The sequence below is a fragment of the Georgenia sp. M64 genome (genome assembly GCF_038049925.1).
Taxonomy (GTDB): Bacteria; Actinomycetota; Actinomycetes; order Actinomycetales; family Actinomycetaceae; genus Georgenia.
The window spans coordinates 2,950,154-2,962,151 of sequence record NZ_CP145809.1; the positions used below are offsets into that span (position 1 = coordinate 2,950,154).

12 protein-coding genes are annotated in these 11,998 nt (G+C 74.9%); 1 reads left to right on the forward strand and 11 read right to left on the reverse strand.

From position 1 onward, the window contains the following. Window positions 1-29: 29 nt before the first annotated feature. From atpB to AAEM63_RS13265, 4 genes are all read right to left on the reverse strand, one after another. Window positions 30-842, reverse strand: coding sequence for a F0F1 ATP synthase subunit A (gene atpB / locus AAEM63_RS13250; RefSeq protein WP_341361375.1), 813 nt, complete (start codon window positions 840-842; stop codon window positions 30-32). Window positions 843-978: 136 nt separating this feature from the next. After that, on the reverse strand, window positions 979-1,416 hold the full coding sequence (locus AAEM63_RS13255; RefSeq protein WP_341358720.1) for a hypothetical protein: 438 nt from the start codon (window positions 1,414-1,416) through the stop codon (window positions 979-981). After that, entirely contained in the window at window positions 1,413-2,525 is a 1,113-nt protein-coding gene (locus tag AAEM63_RS13260; RefSeq protein ID WP_341358721.1) for an MraY family glycosyltransferase, read from the reverse strand. The genes AAEM63_RS13255 and AAEM63_RS13260 overlap by 4 nt, the downstream gene beginning before the upstream one ends. Then, window positions 2,522-3,340 carry an L-threonylcarbamoyladenylate synthase gene (locus AAEM63_RS13265; protein WP_341358722.1) on the reverse strand — a complete coding sequence of 273 codons (819 nt, stop codon included), beginning with the start codon at window positions 3,338-3,340 and terminating at the stop codon, window positions 2,522-2,524. The genes AAEM63_RS13260 and AAEM63_RS13265 overlap by 4 nt, the downstream gene beginning before the upstream one ends. Window positions 3,341-3,393: 53 nt before the next feature. On the opposite strand from AAEM63_RS13265, the gene AAEM63_RS13270 reads away from it, so the two are divergent. After that, on the forward strand, window positions 3,394-3,795 hold the full coding sequence (locus tag AAEM63_RS13270; protein WP_341358723.1) for a VanZ family protein: 402 nt from the start codon (window positions 3,394-3,396) through the stop codon (window positions 3,793-3,795). Here the strand turns inward: AAEM63_RS13270 and prmC are convergent. The 7 genes from prmC to AAEM63_RS13305 form a co-directional block, all read right to left on the reverse strand. Continuing rightward, window positions 3,773-4,696 (reverse strand): peptide chain release factor N(5)-glutamine methyltransferase, encoded by a 924-nt coding sequence (gene prmC / locus AAEM63_RS13275; protein WP_341361376.1) that lies wholly within the window; start codon window positions 4,694-4,696, stop codon window positions 3,773-3,775. The genes AAEM63_RS13270 and prmC overlap by 23 nt on opposite strands. A 35-nt stretch (window positions 4,697-4,731) precedes the next feature. Continuing rightward, window positions 4,732-5,826 (reverse strand): peptide chain release factor 1, encoded by a 1,095-nt coding sequence (prfA, locus tag AAEM63_RS13280; RefSeq protein ID WP_341358724.1) that lies wholly within the window; start codon window positions 5,824-5,826, stop codon window positions 4,732-4,734. A 111-nt stretch (window positions 5,827-5,937) separates the two neighbouring features. Beyond that, window positions 5,938-6,150, reverse strand: a complete 213-nt coding sequence (gene rpmE, locus AAEM63_RS13285; RefSeq protein ID WP_123913846.1) for a 50S ribosomal protein L31 — start codon at window positions 6,148-6,150, stop codon at window positions 5,938-5,940. A gap of 144 nt (window positions 6,151-6,294) precedes the next feature. Further along, on the reverse strand, window positions 6,295-8,340 hold the full coding sequence (gene rho / locus AAEM63_RS13290) for a transcription termination factor Rho (protein WP_341361377.1): 2,046 nt from the start codon (window positions 8,338-8,340) through the stop codon (window positions 6,295-6,297). A 305-nt stretch (window positions 8,341-8,645) separates the two neighbouring features. Continuing rightward, window positions 8,646-9,539, reverse strand: a complete 894-nt coding sequence (thrB, locus tag AAEM63_RS13295) for a homoserine kinase (protein WP_341358725.1) — start codon at window positions 9,537-9,539, stop codon at window positions 8,646-8,648. Window positions 9,540-9,545: 6 nt separating this feature from the next. After that, window positions 9,546-10,646 carry a threonine synthase gene (gene thrC, locus AAEM63_RS13300; RefSeq protein WP_341358726.1) on the reverse strand — a complete coding sequence of 367 codons (1,101 nt, stop codon included), beginning with the start codon at window positions 10,644-10,646 and terminating at the stop codon, window positions 9,546-9,548. Next, window positions 10,646-11,983, reverse strand: a complete 1,338-nt coding sequence (locus tag AAEM63_RS13305; protein ID WP_341358727.1) for a homoserine dehydrogenase — start codon at window positions 11,981-11,983, stop codon at window positions 10,646-10,648. Before AAEM63_RS13305 ends, thrC begins: the two co-directional genes overlap by 1 nt. Between the last annotated feature and the right edge of the window lie 15 nt (window positions 11,984-11,998).

The window sequence follows — 11,998 nt, forward strand, 5'->3', positions numbered from 1 at the left end:
GTGGTCGGGCCCTCGGGCCCGGCCGTCGATCAGTGCGACTCGACGGACAGCTGGATGTACACCGTCGTGAGCACGGTGAAGACGTAGGCCTGGAGGGCGGCCACGAAGATCTCGAACAGCGTGAAGGCGAACCCGGCGGCGAAGGTCAGCGCGCCCAGCGGCGCCATGGCGCCGGCGGCCTCGAAGAAGAGGAAGTTCGTCGCGCTGAAGGTCAGCACGAGCAGCAGGTGCCCGGAGAGCATGTTGGCCAGGAGACGGACGGTGAGCGTCGCGGGCCGGATGATGAACGTCGAGAGGAACTCGATCGGCGTCAGGATGAGGTAGATCGGCCACGGCACACCGGGCGGGAAGAGCTGGGCCTTGAAGAAGTGCCCGCCGCCCATGGCCTTGACGCCCGCGTAGATGAACGTCACGTACGCGATGAGCGCGAAGATCAGCGGCACGCCGATCACCGAGGAGCCGGCGATGTTGAGGAACGGGATGATGCCGGTGATGTTCATGGCGAGCACGCCGAAGAAGATCACCACGAGGACCGGGGTGTAGCGCCGGCCGAGCTCCTTGCCCAGGGACTCCTCGGCGATGCCCGTGCGCACGAAGTCGATGGCCATCTCGCCCAGGGACTGACCGCGGCTGGGCACGAGCGTGGTGCGGCGGGCCGCCAGCCAGAACAGCAGCACCAGCAGCCCGACGGCGATGAGCCGGACGAGCGCGATGCGGTTGAACTCGAAGATCGTCCCGTCGAAGAGGATCGCCGGCGGGAAGAAGTCCGCGAGCGACGGGCCGTGGAAGCCCGCCCCCTCCTCGGCGGCGACGACGTGCGCCGAGGTGGGAAGTGTCAGCAGAGATGCGGCAGACAGGACGTCCCCCCGGTGTTCCTCGTGATCGGGCAAAGGGCGTGTCCCAGGCACCGTGCAGCGACGCGGGCGTGCTGGGGACGGGATGAGCCTAACGCATGGGCGGCGGTGCTCCCGACCCGTCTCAGCGGGCGCCCGGGGTTCCCGAGCCCGGTTCCACGTTGGGCACGCGGGCCCTCAGGACGGCGGCCGACTCGATGGCGAGGGAGCCGAGGATGGCCAGGACGAGGACGACGAAGAAGACGCCCGGGTGGTAGAAGTCCCGCCCGCGGACGAGGACGAGGACGACGAGGAGCAGGACCATCTTCACCAGCCACCCCCCGACCGCCGCGGCGCTGGCGATGGGCAGGGGCTTGTCGGCGGTGACCATCATCGTCACGACCGTCCCGAGCATGAACAGCGTCGCGATGCCCGCGGCCATGAGCGCGCCCCAGACCCCCGGCAGACCGGCGACCAGCCACCCGAGGCCCGCACCGCCCACCGCGAGGGCCGCGACGAGGACGGCGAGGCGCCGCAGGATCCGCTCGTACATCGTCCTGATGGTCCGGTCGGTCTCGGTCATCGTCGGTCCTCTCGGGCCCGGCGGCGCAGGCCGGGCAGCTGGGCGTAGGTCACGGCGACGGCCAGGGCCACGGCGACCGCCGTGCCGACCGCCACCTGGGCGGGGGTGTACACCGCGAGGGCGACCGCGGCGAAGGCGAACACCGAGGTCCACAGGTACATCACCAGGACCGCGCGGGTGTGGGAGTGCCCGGCGTCGAGCAGCCGGTGGTGCAGGTGCAGCCGGTCGGGCTTGAACGGTGACTGACCGGCGCGCAGGCGCCGCAGGACGGCCAGCGTCATGTCCACCAGCGGCAGCAGGAGCACCGCGACGGGCAGGAGGATCGGCACGAACACCGGCAGGACCTGGCTGCCCGACAGGGCCGCCGGGTCGATGCGCCCGGTGACGACGATCGCGACCCCGGCGACCGTCAGGCCCAGGAGCATCGAGCCGGAGTCGCCCATGAAGATCCTGGCCGGGTGGAAGTTGTGCGGCAGGAAGCCCAGCGTCACCCCCACGACGGCGGCCATGACCGCGGTGGCGACGTTGGCGTAGTTGCCCGGTGAGGCGTCGCGGGTGAGGAGGTAGGTGTAGAGGAAGAACGCGCCGCCGCCGATCGCGATCATCCCCGCGGCGAGGCCGTCGAGGCCGTCGACGAAGTTCACGGCGTTGATGGCCACCACCACGGCCAGGACGGTGGCGACGAGGGAGAGCCGGCTGGAGCCGATCGTCAGCCCGAACACCGGGAACGTGATGAGCTGGACGCCCTGCCAGGCCATGAACCCGGCGGCGAGGACCTGCCCGACGAGCTTGGTCATCCAGTCCAGCTGCCAGATGTCGTCGGCCACGCCGAGGAGGGCCACGAGCGCCCCGCCCCCGAGGATCCCCCAGGCCATGGAGGTGCCGTAGAACTCCTCGTGGAGGAACGGCACCTGGGAGGCGACGACCATCGCGACGGCGAGGCCCGCGAGCATCGCGACGCCACCGAGCCGGGGCGTGGGCGTGGTGTGGACGTCGCGCACCCGCACCGGCGTCAGCGCCCCGGTCATCTGCGCGACCCGCCGCACCACCGGCGTCGTGAGGAAGGTGACGGCCGCGGCGGTGAGCAGGACGAGGAGGTAGACCCTCACCCGGGCTCCGTGGTGCGCGCGGGCCCGGGCGGCGCGTCGGCGGTCACGGCGTCCGCGGTCCCGTCGGTCTCGGCGGCCGCGGTCCCGTCGGTCTCGGCGTCCGCGGTCCCGTCGGTCTCGGTGGGCGCGGTCCCGTCGGTCACGGCCTCCGCGGTCCCGTCGGTCACGGCGGGGACATCCTCCGCCAGCTCGGGGGCCACCCGGGCGAGCGCCGCCCGGGTGAGCGCACCCTCGCGCAGCACGGTCAGCCGCTCGGCGGTCGCGTCGACGATGGTCGACGCCGTCCCGCCGCCCGCCCGGCCCGCGTCGAGGTAGACGGCGACGCCGTCGCCGAAGTAGTCCAGCGCCTCCTGGGCGGTCTCGGCCGCCGGCTCGCCGGTGAGGTTGGCGCTGGTGACCGCGAGCGGGCCGGTGCGGCGCAGCAGCGCCAGGGCGGTCTCGTCGGCGGGCATCCGCAGGGCGACCGTGCCGTCGGTGTCCCCCAGGTCCCACGCCAGCGAGGGCTGCGCGAGGCAGACGACCGTCAGCGGTCCCGGCCAGAACTCGCGCACGAGGTCCCGGACGACCTCCGGCACCTCGGTGGCCAGACCGTCGAGGGCACCGACGTTGCCCACGAGCACCGGCGGGGGCATCTGCCGACCGCGGCCCTTCGCGGCGAGCAGCGCGGCGACCGCCCGCGCGTCGAAGGCGTCGGCACCGATGCCGTACACGGTGTCGGTCGGCAGCACGACCAGCGCGCCCCGCCCGAGGGCGTTGACCGCCTCGTCGAGGCCGGCGCTGCGCTGCTCGGGGTCATGGCAGTCGTACACGCTCACGCAGGTGAGTCTCGCACGGCCCGTGCGGCCGTCGTGACATCCTCTGCGGTGAGATGCCTCCCTCACCCGCCCGTCCGACCGCCCCCGCGGGCACGTCCGTCGCCGCGCCACGGCGCCGGGCGTGGGTCGTGGCGCTCGTCCTCGCCGTGGTCGTCCAGCTCGTCGTCCTCTACGCGCCGGCCGTGCCGGACGTGCCCGGGACGGGGGTGCCCGGCGCGGACAAGGTCGTCCACGCCGCCGTGTTCGCGGCGGTCACCCTCGCCGCGCTGCGTGCGGGGCTCTCGGGCTGGGTGGTGGCGGCCTACGGCCTGGCGCACGCCGGCGTGAGCGAGGCCCTGCAGCACGTCCTGCTCGCCGGCCGCACCGGGGACGGCGGGGACGTCGCCGCCGACGTCGCGGGCGTCGTCGCCGGCCTCGTGGCGGCGTGGTGGCTCAGCCGGCGCGACGGGCGGTGACGTAGCGGTCACGGCCCGTGAGGTCCGTGCCGGTGACCACGTCGACGAACCCGGCGCCGGCGACGAGGTGGCGCACCGCCGCCGCCTGGACCTCGGCGTGCTCCATGACGAGGACCCCGCCCGGGCGCAGCAGCCGGGCGGCGCGGGCGACGACGGCGCGAGGGGTGTCCAGCCCGTCGGCGCCCCCGCCGTAGAGGGCCAGGTCGGGGTCGTGCTCGCGCACCTCGACCTCACGCGGGACCGCACCGGGCGGGATGTAGGGCGGGTTCGCGACGACGACGTCGACGCTCCCGTCGAGCTCGGGCAGCGCGGTGGCCGCGTCGCCCTCGACCAGGTGCACCGACGGGGCGAGCGCGGCGACGTTGCGCCGCGCCACCGCCGCCGCCGCGGGTGAGAGCTCGACGGCGTGGACGATCGCGCCGGGGACCTCGGTGGCCACGGCCAGGGCGATGGCGCCCGAGCCGGTGCACAGGTCCACCGCGACCGGGGCGGCGGAGCCGGCCCGCCGGAGCGCGCCGATCGCCGCCTCGGCGACGACCTCGGTCTCCGGCCGCACCACGAACGCGCCCGGCCCGGCGGCGAGGGTGAGGTGGCGGAAGGCCATGGAGCCGGTGAGGTGCTGCAGCGGCTCGCGCCGACGGCGCCGCTCGACGAGCTCGGCGAAGCGGGCCTGGAGGTCGGGCCCGCCGCCGGCGGGCCCACCGTCGCCAGACCCACCGTCAGCAGACCCCTTGTCTGCGGGTTCTCCGTCGGCACGGTCGAAGGTGGCCCCCGCGGGCAGCAGGTAGAGGGCGCGGCCGAGCACGTGCTCGGCGAGGAGCCGGGCGTCGACCTCGGGCGAGGGCACGCCCGCCTCCGCGAGCAGCACCGCCGCCCCGCGCACCGCCTCGCGCACGGTCACGGTGCGGCCGTCGCCGGCGCCGGCCGGCCGGTCGCTCACTGCCCGCCGGCGGCCGCGGCGAGCCGGGCCGCCTCGTCCAGCTCGACGGCGGAGGCGATGACCGGGCCGAGGTCGCCGTCGAGCACGTGGTCGAGGTTGTACGCCTTGTAGCCGGTGCGGTGGTCGGCGATGCGGTTCTCGGGGTAGTTGTAGGTGCGGATCCGCTCGGACCGGTCCACGGTGCGCACCTGGGACCGGCGCTGCTCCGACGCGGCGGCCGCGGCCTCCTCCTGGCGGGCGGCCAGCAGCCGGGCGCGCAGCACCCGCATGGCCTGCTCGCGGTTCTGCAGCTGCGACTTCTCGTTCTGCATCGAGACGGTGATGCCGGTGGGCAGGTGGGTGATCCGCACGGCGGAGTCCGTGGTGTTGACCGACTGCCCGCCCGGGCCGGAGGAGCGGTAGACGTCGATGCGCAGGGCGCCCGCGTCGATCTCCACCTCGCCGGGGTCGTCGACCTCGGGCAGGACGAGCACGCCCGCTGCGGAGGTGTGGATCCGGCCCTGCGACTCGGTGACGGGCACCCGCTGGACGCGGTGGACGCCGCCCTCGTACTTCAGGTGCGCCCAGACGCCGTCGGCCGGGTCGGTGGGCGCGCCGCGGGTCTTCACCGCGACGGAGACGTCCTTGTACCCGCCGAGGTCGGACTCGGTGGCCGAGAGGACCTGGGTGGTCCAGCCCTGCCGCTCGGCGTAGCGCAGGTACATGCGCAGCAGGTCGCCGGCGAAGAGCGCGGACTCCTCCCCGCCCTCGCCGGCCTTGACCTCGAGGATGACGTCGCGGGCGTCGTCGGGGTCGGCGGGCACGAGGACCCGGCGCAGGTGCTCCTCCGCCGCCGCGGCGGAGGCCTCGAGGGCGGGCAGCTCCTCGGCGAAGGCGTCGTCGCCCTCGGCGAGCTCGCGGCCGGCGGCGAGGTCGCCGGTGGCCGCCTCCCACGCGCGGTAGGCGGCGACGACGCGGCCGAGCTCGGCGTAGCGCCGTCCCAGGGTGCGGGCGCGGCCGGGGTCGGCATGGACGGCCGGGTCGGCCATGGCCCGCTCGATCTCCTCGTGCTCGGCGATCAGCGGTGCGACGCCGTCGAAGTCCTCGCTCACGTCCGTGCCCCTTCCTCGGCCCGTGGGCGCGTCGTGCGCCCGGATGCACGACAGCGCCGGCGGGAGCCGCGGCCGGGGGGCCGCGGCGTCACCGCCGGCGCTGGTGTGGTGCTAGGCGTCCTTCTTGCCGTAGCGCGCCTGGAAGCGGGCGACGCGGCCACCGGTGTCGAGGATCTTCTGCTTGCCGGTGTAGAACGGGTGGCACGCGCTGCAGACGTCGGCGTGGATCTGGCCGGACGTCGCGGTCGAGCGCGTGGTGAAGGTGTTGCCGCAGGTGCACGTGACCGTGGTGGTCACGTACTCGGGGTGGATGCCCTGCTTCATGGTTCTCTCCTAGGTTCGGTGGTGCCCCGGGTCGCGCGCCGCGCGGCGCGCGTGAACCGGAAGCCGACGAGACATTGTGCCCCACGCAGGTCCGGGGACGAAACGCGGCGGGGGCGTGAGATCGGGCACGCCCCCGCGCGCGGGTCAGTGGATGGCCAGCTCCGGCTCGTGGGTGGGGCTGGGGGTCGTCTTCTGGACGGTCATGAGGAACTCGGCGTTGGAGGTGGTCCCCCGCAGCTTGCCCAGGAGCAGGTCGATGGCCTGCTGCTGGTCCAGCGCCCCCATGACCCGGCGCAGCTTCCAGACGATCTTGAGCTCCTCCGGCGGCATGAGGAGCTCCTCGCGCCGGGTGCCCGAGGCGTTGATGTCGACCGCCGGGAAGATGCGCTTGTCGGCCAGCTGGCGCGAGAGCCGCAGCTCCATGTTGCCCGTGCCCTTGAACTCCTCGAAGATCACCTCGTCCATCTTCGAGCCGGTCTCGACCAGCGCGGAGGCGAGGATGGTCAGCGAGCCGCCGTTCTCGATGTTGCGGGCCGCGCCGAAGAACTTCTTCGGCGGGTACAGCGCCGAGGCGTCCACGCCGCCGGAGAGGATCCGCCCCGACGCCGGTGCGGCGAGGTTGTAGGCGCGGGAGAGCCGGGTGAGGGAGTCCAGGAGCACGACGACGTCCTGGCCCAGCTCCACCAGCCGCTTGGCCCGCTCGATGGCGAGCTCGGCGACGATGGTGTGGTCGGTGGCCGGGCGGTCGAAGGTGGAGGCGATGACCTCGCCCTTGACCATCCGCTCCATGTCCGTGACCTCCTCGGGGCGCTCGTCGACGAGCACGACCATGAGGTGGACCTGGGGGTTGTTGACCGAGATCGCGTTCGCGATCTGTTGCATGATGATCGTCTTGCCGGCCTTGGGCGGGGAGACGATGAGACCGCGCTGCCCCTTGCCGATCGGCGCCACGAGGTCGATGACCCGCGGGGTGATGGCCTTCGGCGTGGTCTCCAGCCGGAGCTGGTCCTGGGGGTACAGCGGCGTGAGCTTGCTGAACTCGGGCCGCTGGCGCGCCCGTTCCGTGCTCATGCCGTTGATGCTGTCCAGGCGGACGAGGGCGTTGAACTTCTGCCGGGGGTTCTCGCCCTCGTGGGGCTGGCGCACGGCACCGGTGATGGCGTCGCCCCGGCGCAGGCCGTACTTCTTGACCTGGTTGAGCGTGACGTAGACGTCGTTCGGGCCCGGGAGGTACCCCGAGGTCCGCACGAAGGCGTAGTTCTCGAGGATGTCGAGGATCCCGCCGACGGGCAGCAGGACGTCGTCCTCGCTGACCTCGACCTCCTGGTCGTCCTGGTACTCGCCGGGGCGGCCGGTCCGGCGCTTGCGGTCGCGCCCGCGGTCACGGTTGCGTCGGCGGCTGCGGCCCCCGCGCTCGTCCTCGGCGTCGTCGAACCGGCGGGTCTGCTGGCCGGCGCCGTCGCCCTCGCGGCGGCGGGCGGCCGCCTCCCCGACGGCGTCGAGGGCGCGCCGTGCGCGGTCCTCGTCGCCCTGGTCCCCGCGCCCGGCGCTGGCGGCGCGGGCGGCCAGCTCACGCTTGAGCGCCTCCTTGGCCTCGTCGTGCGAGGCGTCGTCGGCGGGGCTCGTGGCGGGGACGCCCTGGCCGGCGGGCGCGGTCACCCGGCGGGAGCCGCGTCGGCGGGGGGCCTCGGCGGCGGGGCCGGCCGGGGCGTCGCCCTCGGCGCGGGCGGCGCGGTCCTGGCCGTCGGCGCGGGCGGCGCGGTCCTGCCCCTCGGCGCGGGCGGCGCTGTCCTGGCCCTCGGCGCGGGCGGCGCTGTCCTGGCCCTCGGCGCGGCGGGCCGGCTCGTCCTGACCGGAGCGGGTGGCGGCCTCCTCCCGGCCGGCCACGGCCTCGGGCCGCTCGACCCGGCGCGTGCGGCGGACCCGGTCCTCCTGGCCGGCGGCGGGCCGGGCCGGCTCCTCCTGGCCGGAGGACGTGGCCCGCTCCAACTGGCCGGAGGACACGGTGGTCTCGTCCCGGCCGGCGGGGACAGGCAGCGCCGTCTGTCCGGTCGGCTGGTCGGCGCCCGTCGCGGCGCTCCGGGCGGAGCGCGACTCGCGGATCGCGGCGATGAGGTCGCTCTTGCGCATCTTCGCGGTGCCCTTGAGGCCCATCTGGGCGGCCATCGCCTGCAGCTCGGGCAGACGCATGGTGGTCAACGAGCCCCCACGGGGGGCGTCGACGGCTTCGGTCACGAGGTTCCTTCCCTCGGAAGAGTCCACCGATCGGTCTCGGGGACACGTGTGAGATCCCAGCCGGGAGGCTGGGCGGATGAGGGTCGCACGCGCGCGGCACGCTCGATCGTGCTGCGGTCGGGGCGGTGCTCCGCCTCTGCGACGACGACTGGACGCACCCAGGTGCGCGGAAGACGTCCGCAGGGGTCGGTGCAGGGCACACTTTACCAGCCGCCACGGGTTCCGGGGGAATCCGTGACCGGTTCGTCACCGCGCGGCGGTCACGGAACCTGGTGCGCCCCGCGTCCGGCGACGCCCGGCGAGAGCACCCGCCAGCCGCGGGAGGCGAGCATCGCGGTCGTGACCTCGTCGAGCCGGTCCAGGACGAGGACGCTCGGACCGGCCCCCGACACGACCGCGGGCCACCCCGCCTCGCGCAGCGCCCGCACGGCCTCGGCCGTCGGCCGCATGGCGTCGGCCCGGTAGTCCTGGTGCAGACGGTCCTCCGTGGCGGCCATGAGGAGGTCGGACCGACCCCCCAGGGCCAGGACCAGCAGCGCGGTGCGCCCGGCGTTGAACGCCGCGTCCTTGTGCGGGACCTCGGCCGGCAGGACGGCCCGGGCGGTGCGGGTGAGCAGCCGTGCCTGCGGCACGAGCACGCTCACCCCCAGGCCCGGGTCGAGCGGGATCGAGGCCGCGTGGGCGCCGCCGGCGTCGACCCACGCCGCGGTCGCCCCGCCGAGCAGCGCCGGCGCGGCGTTGTCCGGGTGGCCCTCCATCTGCGTGGCCAGGCCCAGCACCGCGGCGTCGTCGAGGACCTCGGGCTCGGAGACCAGCGCCCGGGCCGCGACGAGCCCCGCGACGACGGCGGCGGCCGACGAGCCCATCCCGCGCCCGTGCGGGATCGCGTTGGTGCAGGTCAGCTCCAGCCCGGCCTGCGGGGCCCCCGCGAGGTCGAGCCCGGCCCGGACCGCGCGCACCACGAGGTGCTCCTCGCCGTCGGGGAGGTCGTGGGCCCCCTCCCCGTGGACCGTCACGGTCGTGGGCCCGGCGACGGCGCGCACGGTCACCTCGTCCCACACCCCCACGGCGATGCCGAGCGCGTCGAAGCCGGGGCCGAGGTTCGCCGAGGTGGCCGGCACCCGCACGGTGACGACGTCGCGCACGAGGCGCACGGCGGGTTACAGACCCAGGGCCGCGACCGCGGCCTCGAGGGTGGGGGCGATGACCCGGGGCTCGACCCGGGTCTCGCCCAGCGCCGTCGCGGTGTCCTTGAGGCCGTTGCCCGTCACCGTGCACACGATCCTCGCCCCGGCGGGGACCAGCCCGAGCTCCGCGGCCTGGAGCAGGCCGGCGACCGAGGCCGCCGACGCCGGCTCGACGAACACGCCGACCTCCGCCGCCAGGAGCCGCTGCGCGTCGAGGATCTGGGCATCGGTGACCGCGTCGATGCGGCCGCCGGAGTCGTCCCGCGCCGCGACCGCGTGGTCCCACGAGGCCGGGTTGCCGATCCGGATGGCCGTCGCGACGGTCTCGGGGTGCTCCACGGGCGCGCCCTTGACGAACGGGGCGGCCCCCTCGGCCTGGACACCCCACATCGCCGGGGTGCGGGTGGCCACGGGGGGGATCCGGGTGGCGGCGTCGTCGACCGAGGCGGACGTCGTGCGCCCGGCGTACTCGTTGTAGCCCATCCAGTAGGCCGAGATGTTCCCGGCGTTGCCCACGGGCAGGACGTGGATGTCCGGTGCGTCGCCGAGGGCGTCGACGATCTCGAACGCCGCGGTCTTCTGACCCTGCAGACGGAACGGGTTGACCGAGTTGACCAGCGCCACCGGGTAGGCCCGGGAGAGCTCGCGCACGATGCGCAGGCAGTCGTCGAAGTTGCCGTCGACGGCGACGAGGGTCGCACCGTGGACGATCGCCTGGGCGAGCTTGCCGGCGGCGATCTTGCCCGCGGGGAGCACGACGGCGCAGCCCAGGCCCGCCCGCACCGCGTACGCCGCGGCCGAGGCCGAGGTGTTGCCGGTGGAGGCGGCCACGACCATCCTCGTGCCGGTCGCGGCGACCTTCGACATCGCCATCGTCATGCCGCGGTCCTTGAACGAGCCGGTGGGGTTGGCGCCCTCGACCTTGACGTGGACCTCGGCGCCGGTGGCGCGGGAGAGCGCGGGGGCGTGCACGAGCGGGGTGCCGCCCTCCCCCAGGGTGACGACCGGGTCGCCGTCGGCGATCGGCAGCCGGTCCCGGTACTCCTCGACGACGCCTCGCCACTGGTGGGCCATTACTCCCCCTCGACTCTCATGACCGACAGGACCTCGCGCACCCGCGGCTCCCCCGCCAGATCCTCCACGGTCCGCGCGAGCGCGGCCTCGTTCGCCTCGTGGCTGACGATGGTGATCCGCGCCTGGGACTCGCCCTCGGCGGGGCGCGACTGGCGCACGCTCTCGATGGACACCCCGTTGGCGCCGTAGATCCCCGCCACCGCCGCGAGCGTGCCGGGCTGGTCCGCGAGCAGCAGCTGCACCTGGGTGCGGGCCGGGGTCTGCTCCGGCGCCAGGAGGGGGAGCTGGGCGTAGACCGACTCGCGCGGGGCGTTGCCGCCGCCGACGCGGTGGGCGGCGGCGGCGACGACGTCGCCCATGACCGCCGAGGCGGTGGGCGCCCCGCCGGCGCCCTGACCGTAGAACATCAGCCGGCCCGCGGCCTCGGACTCCACGACGACGGCGTTGAACGCGCCGCGCACCGCGGCGAGCGGGTGGGTGGCGGGCAGCAGGGCCGGGTGGACCCGCACGCTGATCCCCCGCGTGCCGTCGTCGCTGACGCGGCGGGCCACGGCGAGGAGCTTGATGACGTAGCCGGCGTCGCGTGCGTCGGCCATGTCCTGCGCGGTGACCGAGCGGATGCCGGCGACCGGGACGTCGTCGATCCCGACCCGCGTGTGGAAGGCGAGCGAGGCGAGGATCGCGGCCTTGGCGGCGGCGTCGTGGCCGTCGACGTCGGCGGTGGGGTCGGCCTCGGCGTACCCGAGCTCCTGCGCCAGGGCGAGGGCCTCGTCGAAGCCGAGCCCGCGGGTGGCCATCTCGTCGAGGATGAAGTTCGTGGTGCCGTTGACGATGCCCAGCACGGCGGTGACGTTGTCCCCGGCCATGGACTCGCGCAGCGCGTAGACGACCGGGACGGCGCCGGCGACCGCGGCCTCGTAGTACAGGTCCGCGCCGCTGGCCTCGGCGGCCGCGTGCAGCTCGGGGCCGTGCGCGGCGAGCAGGGCCTTGTTGCCGGTGACGACGCTCGCCCCGGCGCCCAGGGCGGTGAGGACGAGCGTGCGGGCGGGCTCGATGCCGCCGACCAGCTCGATGACGACGTCGGCGCGGCGCACGAGGCCCTGCGCGTCGTCGGTGAGCAGCTCTCGCGGCACCCACGGCTCACGGTCGGCGGCCGTGTCGCGCACGGCGATGCCCACCAGGTCCAGGCGGGCGCCGCTGCGGGCGGCGAGGTCGTCGGCGTGCTCGCGCAGCAGGCGCACCACCTGGCTGCCGACGGTCCCGCAGCCGAGCAGGGCTACCCGCACGGTCCGGTCCTCGGCACCGGCGGTGCGGTCCTCGGTTCTCGCTGCGCTCACGCGGTCTCTCCTGTC

What these genes read in the sequence shown, in the direction of transcription:
- rho (WP_341361377.1), bottom strand. Translation starts at nt 8,340, where the DNA reads ATGCGTCTGCCCGAGCTGCAGGCGATGGCCGCCCAGATGGGCCTCAAG.
- rpmE (WP_123913846.1), bottom strand. Translation starts at nt 6,150, where the DNA reads ATGAAGCAGGGCATCCACCCCGAGTACGTGACCACCACGGTCACGTGC.
- AAEM63_RS13255 (WP_341358720.1), bottom strand. Translation starts at nt 1,416, where the DNA reads ATGACCGAGACCGACCGGACCATCAGGACGATGTACGAGCGGATCCTG.
- thrC (WP_341358726.1), bottom strand. Translation starts at nt 10,646, where the DNA reads ATGGCCCACCAGTGGCGAGGCGTCGTCGAGGAGTACCGGGACCGGCTG.
- AAEM63_RS13270 (WP_341358723.1), top strand. Translation starts at nt 3,394, where the DNA reads ATGCCTCCCTCACCCGCCCGTCCGACCGCCCCCGCGGGCACGTCCGTC.